This window comes from Streptomyces sp. NPDC104309, from assembly GCF_055584025.1.
Genome location: NZ_JBVJMV010000009.1, coordinates 221525 through 236643, shown reverse-complemented (window position 1 = coordinate 236643; position 15119 = coordinate 221525). Strand labels below are relative to the sequence as shown.

10 protein-coding genes are annotated in these 15119 nt (G+C 70.2%); 5 read left to right on the top strand and 5 right to left on the bottom strand.

What is annotated here, in order from left to right:
• Positions 1 to 247: 247 nt before the first annotated feature.
• On the bottom strand, positions 248 to 1258 hold the full coding sequence (locus ACZ68L_RS16295; protein WP_469577458.1) for a polyprenyl synthetase family protein: 1011 nt from the start codon (positions 1256 to 1258) through the stop codon (positions 248 to 250).
• Positions 1259 to 1414: 156 nt separating this feature from the next.
• Between ACZ68L_RS16295 and ACZ68L_RS16290 the strand changes: the two genes are divergently transcribed.
• The 5 genes from ACZ68L_RS16290 (at position 1415) to ACZ68L_RS16270 (ending at position 7762) form a co-directional block, all read left to right on the top strand.
• Entirely contained in the window at positions 1415 to 2914 is a 1500-nt protein-coding gene (locus tag ACZ68L_RS16290) for a peptide MFS transporter (protein ID WP_469577457.1), read from the top strand.
• 9 nt (positions 2915 to 2923) lie between these two features.
• On the top strand, positions 2924 to 4918 hold the full coding sequence (locus tag ACZ68L_RS16285; protein WP_469577456.1) for a CocE/NonD family hydrolase: 1995 nt from the start codon (positions 2924 to 2926) through the stop codon (positions 4916 to 4918).
• A 135-nt stretch (positions 4919 to 5053) separates the two neighbouring features.
• Positions 5054 to 6283, top strand: a complete 1230-nt coding sequence (gene fahA / locus ACZ68L_RS16280) for a fumarylacetoacetase (protein WP_469577455.1) — start codon at positions 5054 to 5056, stop codon at positions 6281 to 6283.
• Entirely contained in the window at positions 6280 to 6975 is a 696-nt protein-coding gene (locus tag ACZ68L_RS16275; RefSeq protein WP_469577454.1) for a GOLPH3/VPS74 family protein, read from the top strand. The genes fahA and ACZ68L_RS16275 overlap by 4 nt, the downstream gene beginning before the upstream one ends.
• A 178-nt stretch (positions 6976 to 7153) precedes the next feature.
• The gene (locus ACZ68L_RS16270) at positions 7154 to 7762 is read left to right on the top strand and encodes a Uma2 family endonuclease (protein WP_469577453.1); all 609 of its coding nucleotides are present in this window, start codon (positions 7154 to 7156) and stop codon (positions 7760 to 7762) included.
• A 27-nt stretch (positions 7763 to 7789) separates the two neighbouring features.
• Here the strand turns inward: ACZ68L_RS16270 and recQ are convergent, their stop codons facing one another.
• The 4 genes from recQ to nuoL form a co-directional block, all read right to left on the bottom strand.
• The gene (gene recQ, locus ACZ68L_RS16265) at positions 7790 to 9823 is read right to left on the bottom strand and encodes a DNA helicase RecQ (RefSeq protein WP_469577452.1); all 2034 of its coding nucleotides are present in this window, start codon (positions 9821 to 9823) and stop codon (positions 7790 to 7792) included.
• A 151-nt stretch (positions 9824 to 9974) separates the two neighbouring features.
• The gene (gene nuoN, locus ACZ68L_RS16260) at positions 9975 to 11639 is read right to left on the bottom strand and encodes an NADH-quinone oxidoreductase subunit NuoN (protein ID WP_469577451.1); all 1665 of its coding nucleotides are present in this window, start codon (positions 11637 to 11639) and stop codon (positions 9975 to 9977) included.
• Positions 11636 to 13207 (bottom strand): NADH-quinone oxidoreductase subunit M, encoded by a 1572-nt coding sequence (locus ACZ68L_RS16255; RefSeq protein ID WP_469577450.1) that lies wholly within the window; start codon positions 13205 to 13207, stop codon positions 11636 to 11638. The genes nuoN and ACZ68L_RS16255 overlap by 4 nt, the downstream gene beginning before the upstream one ends.
• Before the next feature lie 5 nt (positions 13208 to 13212).
• Entirely contained in the window at positions 13213 to 15108 is a 1896-nt protein-coding gene (gene nuoL / locus ACZ68L_RS16250) for an NADH-quinone oxidoreductase subunit L (protein ID WP_469577449.1), read from the bottom strand.
• Positions 15109 to 15119 lie beyond the last annotated feature (11 nt).

Below are 15119 nucleotides of genomic sequence, written 5' to 3'. Positions count from 1 at the left end.
GGCCATGCCCGGGATACAGCGCCAGGGGCACCCTCTTTCCGCGCGGTCACATCAGCGGCGCCTGCCAGGCGCCGGGGCCGAGCCGGGTGAAGCGCCACTTCGCGGACCCGACAGGGGCCAAAAGCACATCCGGACCGCGCCGCGGGCGGTCGGGCCGCCTTCGCCGCCCCCGCCCGGTGAACAAGGGCGTTCGGCCTCGGCGCTCGCCCGATCACCGCGAGGGCGGTGCACAGCGGCTGGGACGGGCTCAGCCCGCGCGGTGCACCACCGCGTCGCACATCTCCGCCAGCGCGGCCTTCGCATAGCCCTCGGGCAGCGGCGTCAGCGTGGCGCGCGCCTCCTGCGCGTACCGGACGGTGTCCTGTCGGGCCTGCTCCAGCGCCGGGTGGGCGCGCAGCCTGCGCAGCACCTCGGCGTGCCGGGCGTCGTCGCTCAGGTCGCCGTCCAGCAGCTCGACGAGTTCCACGTCGTCCGGCTTGCCGTCGGCCGCGGCGCGGGCCCGCAGATGGAGCACGGGAAGCGTCGGGATGCCTTCGCGCAGGTCGGTGCCGGGGGTCTTGCCGGACTCGTGCGAGTCGGAGGCGATGTCGAGTACGTCGTCGGCCAGCTGGAAGGCGACACCGAGCCTCTCCCCGTACTGGGTGAGGATATCGACGGCCGACTCGTCCGCACCGGCCGTCATCGCGCCGAACCGGCAGGCCACGGCGATCAGCGAGCCGGTCTTGCCGCGCATCACCTCAAGGTAGTGCTCGACCGGGTCGCGCCCGTCGCCCGGACCCGCGGTCTCCAGGATCTGACCGGTGACCAGCCGCTCGAACGCCTCCGCCTGGATGCGTACGGCCTCCGGGCCGAGGTCGGCCAGTATGTGGGAGGCACGGGCGAAGAGGAAGTCGCCGGTCAGGACGGCCACCGAGTTGCCCCAGCGGGTGTTGGCGCTCTCGACGCCGCGGCGTACGTCCGCCTCGTCCATCACGTCGTCGTGGTACAGCGTGGCGAGGTGGGTCAGCTCCACGACGACGGCCGCGGGCACGACACCCGGCGCGTCGGGGTCGCCGAACTGGGCCGCCAGCATGGCCAGCAGCGGCCGGAAACGCTTGCCCCCGGCGCGTACGAGATGCTGCGCGGCCTCCGTGATGAAGGGCACGCCGCTCTTGGTGGCATCGAGCAGCCCCGACTCGACAGCAGCCAAACCGGCCTGGACATCGGCCTCAAGAGCGTGGTCCCGCACGCTCAGTCCGAACGGCCCGACGACGGTCACGAGGGGATCTCCTGTCTACTGACGATCACACGGAATGTCGATGTGTCGCTGTCATCACTCAAGTCAGCGTATCCGGTCCCCTTTGGATCACCATGGGCGCCTTCCCGCCACCGCCGGTATGTTCGAGATCAGCTCATACGATCTGGAGTTCTCCCTTTGTCCCACACGGCCACCGACACCGAACCGACTCAGCCGCCGCCCGGCGACGACCATGCCTTTTTCGGCCAGCCACGGGGCCTGATGACCCTGTCCGGCCTGGAGGTCTGGGAACGATTCTCGTTCCTCGGCATGCAGGCGATCCTGGTCCTCTACTTCGCCGACACCGTCGCCCGCGGCGGGATGGGCATGGAACCGGGCACCGCGGCGTCCGTCTCGGCCGCCTACGGCACCCTCGTCTACCTGGTCTCCGTGGCCGGCGGCTGGCTGGCCGACCGGATCCTCGGCTCGTACCGCGCCGTCCTGTACGGCGGAATTCTCATCGCCTGCGGGCATTACGCCATGGCGGTGCCCAGCGACGCCATGACGTGGACCGGCCTCGGTCTGATCAGCGCCGGAACCGGTCTGCTCAAGCCCAATGTGGCGACCATGGTCGGCAAGCTGTACCGCACCGAGGACCAGCGCCGCGACGCCGGCTTCGCGCTGTATTACATGGGCATCAACATCGGGGCGTTCCTCGGCCCGCTGGTCACCGGCTGGCTCGGGGACCACGCGAGCTGGCACTGGGGCTTCTCCGCCGCCGCCTTCGGTATGACGATCGGTCTGATCCAGTACGTACTGGGCCGTCGTCACCTGGCCGGCCGAAAGCACAGCGCCGAATTCGCGCTGGAACCGGCACCGATGCGCCGTGCCGTACGGCTGATCGTGATCGGCGCCGTCGTGGTCGCCGCCGTCGCCACCGCGCTGGCCCTGGCCGGCTGGCTCACCATGGGCCGGTTCGTCGACGTGCTCACCCTCGTCTCGGTGATCGCACCGGTCGTCTACTTCGCGGTGATGTTCCGCAGCCCGCGCGTCACCGACGAGGAGCGTGGCAGGCTGCGCCCGTACGTGGTGCTGTTCCTGGCCTCCGTCGTCTTCAACTTCATCCTCTTCCAGGCGTACTCGACGATGATCCTGCTCGCGTCGACCAACGCCCGTACCGAGATCTTCGGCTTCCACTTCCCGGCGAGCTGGTACGCCTCGGCGCTCGGCGCCTTCGAGGTCGCGCTCGCCCCGGTGGTCGCCGCGGTCTGGGCCCGGATGGGCCCGCGTCAGCCGCACGCCTCCAACAAGATCGCGATCGGGGTGATCCTCGGTGGTCTGTCCTTCCTGCTGATGGTGCTGCCGACCTCCGGGCACACCGGCGACACCTTCAAGATGGCCGCCTGGTGGATCGTCGGCTCGTACCTGCTGCTCGGCCTCGGCGACATCCTGCTGGAGACCTCCGGCATGTCCGCGACGACCAAGCTCGCGCCCAAGGCGTTCGCCAGCCAGACGATGGCGCTCTGGTTCCTCTCGCTGGCCCTCGCCAACGGCATCCAGGCCCAAGTCGTGAAGCTGTACGGCGAGGTGTCCAACCCCGCCTACTTCGGTGTCAATGGCGCGATCGCGGTGGTGGCCGGTGTGGCTGTCATCGCCGCCGCCCCCTGGCTCAAACGCACCATGCACCCCGTCCACTGAGGTACCGCCATGCACATCCGCACCACGTTCCCGTATGACACCACCCATGAGGACGTCTACATTCCGCTGCCGGACGGCACCCGGCTGTACGCCCGGATCTGGCGACCCCTCACCGACGAACCCGTCCCCGCGCTCCTCGAATACCTGCCGTACCGGCTGAGCGACTGGACGGCGCCGCGCGACTGGCAGCGCCACCCCTGGTACGCGGGCCACGGCTACGCCTCCGTCCGGGTGGACGTACGCGGACACGGCAACAGCGAGGGCCTGCCGGGCGACGAGTACGACGCGACGGAACTGGCCGACGGGGTCGCCGTCATCCACTGGCTGGCCCAGCAGGAGTGGTGCTCCGGACGGGTCGGCATGTTCGGCATCTCCTGGGGCGGCTTCAACTCGCTCCAGATCGCGGCGCTGGCCCCCGAACCGCTGAAGGCGATCGTCACCGTCTGCTCGGCCGACGACCGCTATGACAACGACGTCCACTACATGGGCGGCTCGGTCCTCGGCGTCGACATGCACGCCTGGGCGGCCACCATGCTGGCCTTCGTCTCCCGGCCGCCGGACCCGGCGCAGGTCGGCGAGGGCTGGAAGGACATGTGGCTGAAGCGGCTGGAGACGGTCGAACCGTTCATCCACACCTGGCTGGCGCACCAGACCCGCGACGACTACTGGAAGCACGGCAGTGTCTGCGAGGACTACTCCGCGATCCAGGCGCACGTCCTCGCGGTGGGCGGCTGGCACGACCCGTACCGCGACACGGTCCTGCGGCTCGTCGAGCACCTCGCCCCGGACAAGGTCCGCGGGCTGATCGGCCCCTGGTCGCACCAGTACCCCGACCGCGGTCTGCCGCCCGGTCCGGCGATCGGCTTCCTCCAGGAGACGCTGCGCTGGTGGGACCAGCACCTCAAGGACGAGGACACCGGCATCATGGCGGAGCCGCTGCTCCGGTCCTGGATCAGCGAATCGCACCGCCCCGCCACGGTCTACGAGACGATGCCGGGACGCTGGGTCGGCGACACCGCCTGGCCCTCCCCGAACGTCGCGCCCGTCGTGTACGCCCTCCAGGGCGGTCCGCAGATCGTCGACTCGCCGCAGCAGACCGGTCTGGACGCCGGGCGCTTCTTCCCGTTCGGCAACGACGCCGACCTGCCGCCCGACCAGCGCGACGAGGACGCCAAGTCGGTCTCGTTCGAGTTCCCGGTCGAGGGCGCCCCGATCGAGATCCTGGGCCGCCCCCGGGTGAAGCTGCGCATCCGGATGGACGTGGCGCGCGGCCAGGCCATCGCCCGGCTCTGCGACGTCGCACCGGACGGCTCCTCCACCCTGGTCACCCGCGGGGCGCTCAACCTCTCCGCCCGGCACGGCCGCGACCGCGCGGACGACTGGCCGGTGGGCGCGACCGAGGACGTGACCTTCGAGCTCAACGGCATCGGGCACACCTTCCCGCCAGGCCACCGGATCAGACTCGCGGTCTCGTCCTCGTACTGGCCGTGGATCTGGCCGCAGGCGGGCTCGGTCGGCTTCACTCTGGACGCCGACGGCAGCTCCCTCGAACTGCCGGTGCGCCGGCACACCGAGGACCCGGCGATCCGTTTCGAGGAACCGGAACAGTCGGAGCCGCTCGGCGTCGTCCACCCCGTGACGCTCGACGGACAGCGCCCCGAACGGCTGGTCGTCCGCGATGTCGCCCAGGGCGAATGGCGGCTGGAGGTCGACCCCCGCTACGGCGGCACCCGCGTCTATCCGGACGGCCTCGAATTCACCGAGGACGCCCTGGAGACCTACACGATCCAGGAGAACGACCCGCTCTGCGCCCGTACCCGCTCCGACTGGGCGATCCGGCTGCACCGGCCGGAGATGGCGTGGGACGTGCGGATCGAGACCCGGTCCGAGATCAGCGCGGACGACACCGACTTCATCACGTCCGACGAGGTGGTGTGCAAGGACGGCGGCGAGGTCGTCTTCCACCGGACCTGGGAGAAGCGGATCCCGCGCACGGCCGGATGAACCACCGCCGTGCCCCCGCGCACCGGGGGCACGGCGGAACTTTCCGGGCATCAGGAGCAGTTGGGACACTCCCGCGGGGCGGCGGCACCGACGTAACGTGTCCCCCAAGCGACCTGGAAAGCGAGGCAGCAACACATGCCCGAGCAGAGCAGCCCGCTCGATCTGGCCGAGGGCGACCCCTTCGGTCCGCACAACCTTCCCTACGGTGTGTTCTCCACCCCCGACCACCCCGAGGACCGCCGGGTCGGCGTCCGCATCGGCAACCACGTCCTGGACGCCGGAGCCGCGGCGCACGCACTCGGCTCGCCCTACGCGAAGCTCCTCGCCCAGCCGGACCTGACCGCGCTGCTGGCCGCCGGCCGCACCGCCTGGCGGGACGTCCGGCGGGCCCTGACCGCCTGGGTGACGGTCCCGGCACACCGCGCGGACATCGAACCGCTGCTGCGCCCGGTCGAGTCCGTGACGCTCCAGCTGCCGTACGAGGTCGCGGACTACGTCGACTTCTACGCGAGCGAGCACCACGCCACCAACGTCGGAAAGATCTTCCGGCCGAACGGCGACGCGCTGACGCCCAACTGGAAGCACCTCCCGATCGGCTACCACGGCAGGGCCGGCACCGTCGTCGTCTCCGGCACGGACGTGGTGCGCCCCTCCGGCCAGCGCAAGGCACCGTCCGACGCGGCCCCGGTCTTCGGCCCGTCCGTCAAGCTCGACATCGAGGCCGAGGTCGGCTTCGTCGTCGGAGTCGGCTCGGAGCAGGGCCGCCCGGTCCCGCTCGGCGACTTCCGCGAGCACGTCTTCGGGCTCTGCCTGCTCAACGACTGGTCGGCGCGGGACATCCAGGCCTGGGAGTACGTCCCGCTCGGCCCGTTCCTCGGCAAGTCCTTCGCCACGTCCGTATCGGCCTGGGTGACACCGCTCGAAGCCCTGGAGGCGGCCCGGATCGCGCCTCCGGCCCGCGACTTCCCGCTGCTCCCCTATCTGGAGGACGCGGGCGAGGAGGAGGCCGGCGGGCTCGACCTGCGGATCTCCGTCGCCATCAACGGACAGCCGGTCGCCGAGCCGCCGTTCACCACCATGTACTGGACGGCGGCCCAGATGCTGGCCCAGATGACGGTGAACGGGGCGTCGCTGCGCACCGGCGACCTGTACGGCTCGGGCACGGTGAGCGGCGCCGAGCCCGGACAGCGCGGCTCCCTCCTGGAGCTGACCTGGAACGGCCGCGACCCGCTGGACCTCCCGGACGGCAAGCGGACGTTCCTGGAGGACGGCGACACGGTGACGATGACGGCCTGGGCGCCGGGCCCGGACGGCACCCGGGTCGGCCTCGGCGAGGTCACGGGACGGATCGTGCCCGCGTCGTGAACCCCGCTCTCCCGGAGCCCACGCTCCCCGAGGAACTGCTCCTGCTCGCCCTGGACCCGCGGCGCGGCAAGCCGTACTGCCGAAACCGTTTCCTGGAGTACGCGGTGGCGGGCGCGGTCCTCGCGGAGCTGGAGCTCCACGGCCGGATCGCCGAACAGCACGGCCGGATACGGGTGATCAACCCGCAGGCTCCCCAGGACCCGCTCCTCGCGCAGGTCCTGGGGAGCCTGCCGGCCCCGGACAAGGGCGGGCTCGCGGGCGGCGTCGGCGCGAAGCGGTGGATCCGGCGGACCGGCCGGTACGTCGAGGAGTTGTGCCTGGAGCATCTGGTGGGCCGCGCGGTCCTGCGCAGGGAGACCCACCGGCTCCTCGGGCTGCTCCCCTACCACCGTCACCCGGCGGCGGACCCGGCCCTGCCGGCCGCGGTCCGGGAACGCTTCGCGGCCTCCGAGGCAGCCGGCTTCCCGGACCGGCGCAGCCGCACCCTGGCCGCGCTGGTCTCGGCGACCGGCCTGTCGGGCGCCGTGGCACAGGGCGGCTGGAGAAGCCGTTCGGCAATGCGCGACCTGGTGCGCGACGAGTGGACCGCGTACGCGGTGCGCCAGAACGTACGCCAGGACAAGGCGAACCAGAGCGGCGGAGGCGCGGGAGGCTGGGGAGGCGGTCGAGGAGGCGGAGGCGGGGACGACTGACCCGGGCGGCACGGCCGGGGGCAGCGACCGACCGGTGTCCGGCCGACCAGGGCAGACACCGGCCGGGGCGCCCGACGGTCAGCCGTGCGCGGGTCGTTCACACGTTTGGGGGAGCCGCACCCCGTTCCCGGCGGATACGCTGGAATCTCCCGCGAGACTCTGCGTCATGGGAGCACTGATGAGCACCGAACCCGAGGCCTCGGAGCCGCGGTGGGCGGTTCCGCCCGTGGGCGGCTGGACCGCCGATGACCTGGACACACTCCCGAATCTGCCTCCGCACACGGAGCTGATCGACGGGAGCCTTGTTTTCGTGAGTCCGCAGACCGTATTCCACGAGCGCGCGATCGACTATCTCAAATGGCAGCTGCAATCGCTCGCGCCGCTCGACTTCGAGGTCTTTCGCGAATTCACCATCGACGTCGACTGGCAGAACCGGCCCGAACCCGATGTGGTCGTCGTGCGGGCGGACGCGGTCGAGGGTCTGCGGCAGACACGGTTCCCCGCCGATGCGGTGCTGCTGGCGATCGAGGTCGTCTCCGACGAGTCCCTGACCCGGGACCGCGAGACCAAGCCCGTGAAATACGCGCGGGCCCGGATCCCGCACTACTGGCGAGTGGAGAACCACGACGGCAGGGCGGTGGTCTACGTCTTCGAGTTGGAGCCGTCGACCGGGGCCTACACCTCCACCGGCATCTTCCACGACCGGATGAAGGTCTCCGTCCCCTTCCCCGTCGATCTCGACCTCACCGCGATCACCGCGCGCCGCCGGGCAGCGGCTCCGGAGTAGCTCCGGCGCCGCCATCGGTCCCCGCCCTCACTCGTACTCGGGCGGTTCCTCGTCCCAGCCGAACTCCGGATCGGCGTCAAAGGCCGCCGACGCGTCCCGGACCGGAGCCACGGACGCCGCCGGGGCCGGAGCCTCGGACGCCGCCGGGGCCGGCGCGGCGGGGGCCACCGCAGGACCGGGCTCCGGGCCCGCCGCGACCTCCCCGAACGACGCGAGCACCTCCAGCACCCCCTCCCCGTACGTCGCCAGTTTCTTCTCGCCCAGGCCGCTGATACCGCCCAGCGCGGACACCGAGTCCGGCCGCACCGTGGCGATCTCGCGCAGCGTCGCGTCGTGGAAGATGACGTACGCCGGGACGCCCTGCTCCTTCGCCTGCGCGCCGCGCCAGGCCCGCAGTGCTTCGAAGACCGGGACGGCCTCGGCCGCCAGTTCGGCGGCGGCCGTCTGGGACTTCGTCCTGCGTTCACCCTTCGTGGAGCGCGACGCGGGCTTCGGTGCCTCCTTGCGCAGCAGCACCTCGCGCTCCCGCCCGAGGACGGACCCGCTCTCCTCGGTCAGCACCAGCGTGCCGTACTCGCCCTCGACCGCGATCAGCCCCTGGGCGAGCAACTGCCGTACCACTCCGCGCCATTCGGCCTCGGGCAACTCCTCACCGATACCGAAGACCGAGAGCTGGTCGTGGTCGAACTGGATGACCTTCGCCGTCTTGCGGCCGAGCAGGATGTCGATGATCTGGCCCGCACCGAACTTCTGTCCCCGCTCCCGCTTCAGCCGGACCACGGTCGACAGCAGCTTCTGCGCGACCACCGTGCCGTCCCAGGACTCGGGCGGGGTGAGGCAGGTGTCGCAGTTGCCGCAGGCCGCCGCGCCGGGCTCCTGGCCGAAGTACGTCAGAAGCTGGGCGCGGCGGCACCGGACCGTCTCGCACAGGGCCAGCATCGAGTCGAGGTGGGAGGCGGCGCGGCGGCGGAACGCCTCGTCGCCCTCGCCGCCCTGGATGAGCTTGCGCTGCTGGACGACGTCCTGGAGTCCGTACGCCATCCAGGCCGTGGACGGCAGTCCGTCACGCCCGGCGCGGCCGGTCTCCTGGTAGTAGCCCTCGACCGACTTCGGCAGGTCCAGGTGGGCGACGAAGCGTACGTCCGGCTTGTCGATGCCCATGCCGAACGCGATGGTCGCGACGACGACCAGGCCGTCCTCGCGCAGGAAGCGGGACTGGTGGGCGGCGCGCGTGCCCGCGTCCAGACCGGCGTGGTACGGGACGGCCTCGATGCCGTTGCGGCAGAGGTATTCGGCGGTCTTCTCCGTCGAGTTGCGCGACAGGCAGTAGACGATGCCCGCGTCCCCGGCGTGCTCGTCCTTGAGGAAGGAGAGCAGCTGCTTCTTCGGGTCGGCCTTCGGCACGACCCGGTACTGGATGTTGGGCCGGTCGAAGCCGGCGACGAAGTGCTTCGCGTCGGGCATGCCCAGGCGCTGGGTGATCTCCTGGTGCGTGGCGTTGGTCGCGGTGGCCGTCAGAGCGATGCGCGGTACGTCGGGCCAGCGCTCGCCGAGGACGGAGAGCGCCAGATAGTCCGGCCGGAAGTCGTGGCCCCACTGGGCCACGCAGTGCGCCTCGTCGATGGCGAAGACGGAGATCTCGCCGCGGGAGAGCAGGCCGAGGGTGGAGTCCAGGCGGAGCCGTTCCGGGGCCAGGTAGAGCAGGTCGAGCTCGCCGGCGACGAACTGGGCCTCCATCGAGCGGCGCTCGTCGAAATCCTGCGTGGAGTTGATGAAGCCGGCCCGCACACCGAGCGCCCGCAACGCGTCCACCTGGTCCTGCATGAGGGCGATCAGGGGCGAGATGACGATGCCCGTACCGCCTCTGACCAGGGACGGGATCTGGTAGCAGAGGGACTTTCCGCCACCGGTCGGCATGAGCACGACGGCGTCGCCGCCCGCGATCACATGGTCGACGATCGCTTCCTGCTCGCCGCGGAAGGCCTCGTACCCGAACACCCGGTGCAGCGTCCGCCGCGCGTCGCTCTCAGTCACATCCATGGTCCCGCCCGTCACGCTCATCGCTCTGTCCCCCGAGATCCCGGGGCGTCCCGTTCCGTCCTGCCACCGTCCCCTGCCACGATAGGCGCCGCCTACGACAACGCCGGACGGGCTTGACTCCTCAAGCCCGTCCGGCGTTGTCGTAGCGGTGTACCGGCTGTGCGCGTGTGCGCTACCTCACGAACACTCCCGCCTGGCTCGCCAGGTCCAGGAAGTACTGCGGGGCGAGGCCCAGCACCAGCGTGACCGCGACACCGACCGCGATCGTCGTCGTCGTCAGCGGGGACGGGACGGCGACCGTCGGGCCGTCCGCCTTCGGCTCGCTGAAGAACATCAGCACGATGACGCGGATGTAGAAGAACGCGGCGATCGCCGAGGAGATCACACCGACCACGACCAGGCCGCCCGCGCCGCCGTCCGCCGCCGCCTTGAAGACGGCGAACTTCCCCGAGAACCCGGAGGTGAGCGGGATGCCGGCGAAGGCCAGCAGGAACACCGCGAAGACCGCGGCGACCAGCGGCGAGCGCCGGCCGAGCCCGGCCCATTTCGACAGGTGCGTCGCTTCGCCGCCCGCGTCGCGCACCAGGGTGACGACGGCGAACGCGCCGACCGTCACGAAGGAGTACGCGCCCAGGTAGAAGAGGACCGACGAGATGCCCTCCGGGGTGGTCGCGATGACACCGGCGAGGATGAAGCCGGCGTGGGCGATCGAGGAGTAGGCGAGCAGCCGCTTGATGTCGGTCTGGGTGATGGCGACGATCGCACCGCCCAGCATGGTGACGATCGCGACGGCCCACATGACCGGGCGCCAGTCCCAGGCGAGGCCCGGCAGCACCACGTACAGCAGGCGCAGCAGCGCACCGAACGCGGCGACCTTGGTGGCCGCGGCCATGAAGCCGGTGACCGGGGTCGGGGCGCCCTGGTAGACGTCCGGGGTCCACATGTGGAACGGGACGGCGCCCACCTTGAAGAGCAGACCGGTCAGGATCATCGCGCCGCCGATCAGGAGCAGCGCGTCATTGCCCATGGTGTCGGCGAGCGCCGGGTCGATCTGTGTGACCGAGCCGTCGACCACGTTCGCGATGGTGGCGTACGAGACGGAGCCCGCGTACCCGTACAGCAGGGCGATCCCGAAGAGCAGGAACGCCGACGAGAAGGCACCGAGCAGGAAGTACTTCACCGCGGCCTCCTGCGACATCAGCCGCTTGCGGCGGGCGACGGCACACAGGAGGTAGAGCGGGAGGGAGAAGACCTCCAGGGCCACGAAGAGTGTCAGCAGGTCGTTGGCCGCCGGGAAGACCAGCATGCCGGCCACGGAGAAGAGGACCAGCGGGAAGACCTCGGTGGTGGTGAAGCCGGCCTTGACCGCCGCCTTCTCACTGTCGCTGCCGGGGACCGATGCGGCCTGTGCGGCGAAGGAGTCGACGCGGTTGCCGTGTGCGGCGGGGTCGAGCCGCCGCTCGGCGAAGGTGAAGACGGCGACCAGCGAGGTCAGCAGGATGGTGCCCTGCAGGAACAGCGTCGGGCCGTCGATCGCGAGGGCGCCCATCGCGGCGATGTGCGCCTTCGTCGTGCCGTACCCCCCGGCCGCCAGGCCGACCACCGCGGCGAACGCGGCGGCGAGGGCGACGACCGTCAGGAAGACCTGCGTGTAGTAGCGGGACCGGCGCGGCACGAAGGCCTCGACGAGAACGCCCACGACGGCGACACCGATCACGATGAGCACCGGGGTCAGCTGCGCGTACTCGATGACCGGGGCCTTGAATTTCTCGGCCGGGGCGGCCGATGTCACCCCGCCCGCCGTCGTCCACAGGCTGTGGACAGCTGTTGCGCTCACTTGGCGGCCTCCACCTCAGGCTGGGGGTCCTTCTTCTGGACGTCCGACATGGTGTGCTGCACCGCCGGATTCACGATCTCCGTCAGCGGCTTCGGATAGACACCCAGGAAGAGCAGCAGCGCGATCAGCGGGAGAACCACCACCAGCTCCCGGACCTTGAGGTCCGCCATGCCCTGGACCTCGGCCTTCACCGGGCCCGTCATCGTCCGCTGGTACAGGACGAGGACGTACAGCGCGGCGAGCACGATGCCGGTCGTGGCGACGATGCCCGCGGCCGGGTACGCGCTGAACGTGCCGACCAGGACCAGGAATTCACTGACGAACGGGGCGAGTCCGGGCAGCGACAGGGTGGCCAGACCACCGATCAGGAAGGTGCCGGCCAGGACGGGCGCCACCTTCTGCACCCCGCCGTAGTCGGCGATGAGCCGCGAACCGCGCCGGGTGATCAGGAAGCCCGCCACCAGCATCAGCGCGGCGGTCGAGATCCCGTGGTTGACCATGTAAAGCGTGGCGCCCGACTGGCCCTGGCTCGTCATCGCGAAGATGCCGAGGATGATGAAGCCGAAGTGCGAGATCGACGCGTAGGCGATCAGCCGCTTGATGTCGCGCTGGCCGACGGCGAGCAGCGCCCCGTACACGATGCTGATCAGCGCCAGGACGACGATCACCGGTGTCGCCCACTTGCTGGCCTCCGGGAAGAGCTGGAGGCAGAAGCGGAGCATCGCGAAGGTGCCGACCTTGTCGACGACCGCGGTGATCAGGACGGCGACCGGGGAGGTCGCCTCGCCCATGGCGTTGGGCAGCCAGGTGTGCAGCGGCCACAGCGGGGCCTTCACCGCGAAGGCGAAGAAGAACCCGAGGAAGAGCCACCGCTCCGTACCGGTCGCCATGGAGAACGAGCCGTTGGCCCGTGCCTCGGCGATCTCGGAGAGCGAGAACGTCCCCGCGACCACGTACAGCCCGATCACGGCGGCCAGCATGATGAGGCCGCCGACCAGGTTGTAGAGGAGGAACTTCACCGCGGCGTACGAACGTTGGGCCGCCGCGTTCTCGTCGCTGCCGGTGTGGGCCCGGTCCCCGAAGCCGCCGATGAGGAAGTACATCGGGATGAGCATGGCTTCGAAGAGGATGTAGAAGAGGAAGACGTCGGTGGCCTCGAAGGAGAGGATCACCATCGCCTCGACCATCAGGATCAGGGCGAAGAAGCCCTGGGTCGGCCGCCAGCGCGAGGACTTCGTCTCCAGGGGGTCGGCGTCGTGCCAGCCGGCCAGGATGACGAAGGGGATCAGCAGGGCGGTGAGCGCCATGAGCGCCACCCCGATGCCGTCCACGCCCAGTTCGTACCGGACGCCGAAGTCCTTGATCCAGGCGTGCGATTCGGTGAGCTGGTAGCGGGCGCCGCCGGGCTCGAACCTGGCGAGCGCGATGCCCGCCAGCACGAGCGTGGCCAGCGAGAAGAGCAGCGCCAGCCATTTGGCCGCGGTGCGCCGGGCTGCGGGGACGGCGGCGGTGGCGATCGCACCGATCGCCGGGAGGGCCGCCGTCGCCGTCAGGAGAGGAAAGGACATGGTGATCAGACCGCCCTCATCAGCAGGGTCGCGGCGATGAGGACCGCCGTACCGCCGAACATCGAGACCGCGTAGGAGCGGGCGTAGCCGTTCTGCAGCTTGCGCAGCCGGCCGGAGAGCCCGCCCATCGAGGCGGCCGTGCCGTTGACGACGCCGTCGACCAGGGTGTGGTCGACATACACCAGGGAGCGGGTGAGGTGCTCGCCGCCGCGGACCAGGACCACATGGTTGAAGTCGTCCTGGAGGAGATCGCGACGGGCCGCCCGGGTGAGCAGCGAGCCGCGCGGGGCGACGACCGGAACCGGCTTGCGTCCGTACATCGCCCAGGCGATGGCGACACCGACGACGAGCACCACCATGGTGGCCGCCGTGACGGTCGTGGCGCTGACCGGGGCGTGTCCGTGGCTGTGTCCGGTGACCGGCTCCAGCCACTTCAGGAAGCGGTCGCCGATGGAGAAGAGGCCTCCGGCGAAGACCGACCCGAAGGCCAGGATGATCATGGGGATGGTCATCGACTTCGGGGACTCGTGCGGATGCGGCTCGTTCCCCTGCTCGTCCGGCTGCCAGCGCTTCTCTCCGAAGAACGTCAGCAGCATCACGCGCGTCATGTAGAACGCGGTGATCGCGGCGCCCAGCAGGGCCACCGAGCCGAGGATCCAGCCCTCGGCGCCGCCCTTGGCGAAGGCCGCCTCGATGATCTTGTCCTTGGAGAAGAAGCCGGACAGACCGGGAAAGCCGATGATCGCCAGATAGCCGAGGCCGAAGGTGACGAAGGTGACCGGCATGTACTTCCGCAGGCCGCCGAACTTCCGCATGTCGACCTCGTCGTTCATGCCGTGCATGACCGAACCGGCGCCGAGGAAGAGCCCGGCCTTGAAGAAGCCGTGCGTCACCAGGTGCATGATCGCGAAGACATAGCCGATCGGGCCGAGCCCGGCGGCCAGGATCATGTAGCCGATCTGCGACATCGTCGACCCGGCGAGGGCCTTCTTGATGTCGTCCTTCGCGCAACCGACGATCGCACCGAAGAGCAGCGTGACCGCGCCGACGACCACGACGACCAGCTGCGCGTCCGGCGCGGCGTTGAAGATCGCGCCGGAGCGGACGATGAGGTAGACGCCCGCCGTCACCATGGTCGCGGCGTGGATGAGGGCCGAGACCGGGGTCGGGCCCTCCATCGCGTCACCGAGCCAGGACTGCAGCGGCACCTGGGCCGACTTGCCGCAGGCCGCGAGCAGCAGCATCAGGCCGATCGCCGTCAGCTTGCCCTCGCTAGCCTGGCCGGTCGCCGCCAGCACGGGGCCGAAGGCGAACGTGCCGAACGTGGTGAACATCAGCATGATCGCGATCGACAGGCCCATGTCGCCGACCCGGTTGACCAGGAATGCCTTCTTGGCGGCCGTGGCCGCGCTGGGCTTGTGCTGCCAGAAGCCGATCAGCAGGTACGACGCCAGACCGACGCCCTCCCACCCGACGTACAGCAGCAGGTAGTTGTCCGCGACGACCAGGATCAGCATCGCCGCGAGGAAGAGGTTCAGATAACCGAAGAAGCGGCGCCGACGCTCGTCGTGCTCCATGTAGCCGATCGAGTAGATGTGGATCAGGGTGCCCACACCGGTGATCAGCAGCACGAACGTCATCGACAACTGGTCGAGCTGGAAGGCCACATCGGCCTGGAAGCTCTCGACCGGAATCCAGCTGAACAGCTTCTGGTGCAGCGCCCGGTCGTCCGCGCCCTTCCCCAGCATGTCGAGGAAGAGCACGACACCGATGACGAAGGACACGGCGGCGAGCAGGGTGCCGACCCAGTGTCCGGCGCGATCCAGCCGTCGGCCGCCGCAGAGCAGGACCGCCGCTCCGAGCAGAGGCGCCGCGACGAGCAGCGCAATCAGGTTCTCCACGATTCAACGTC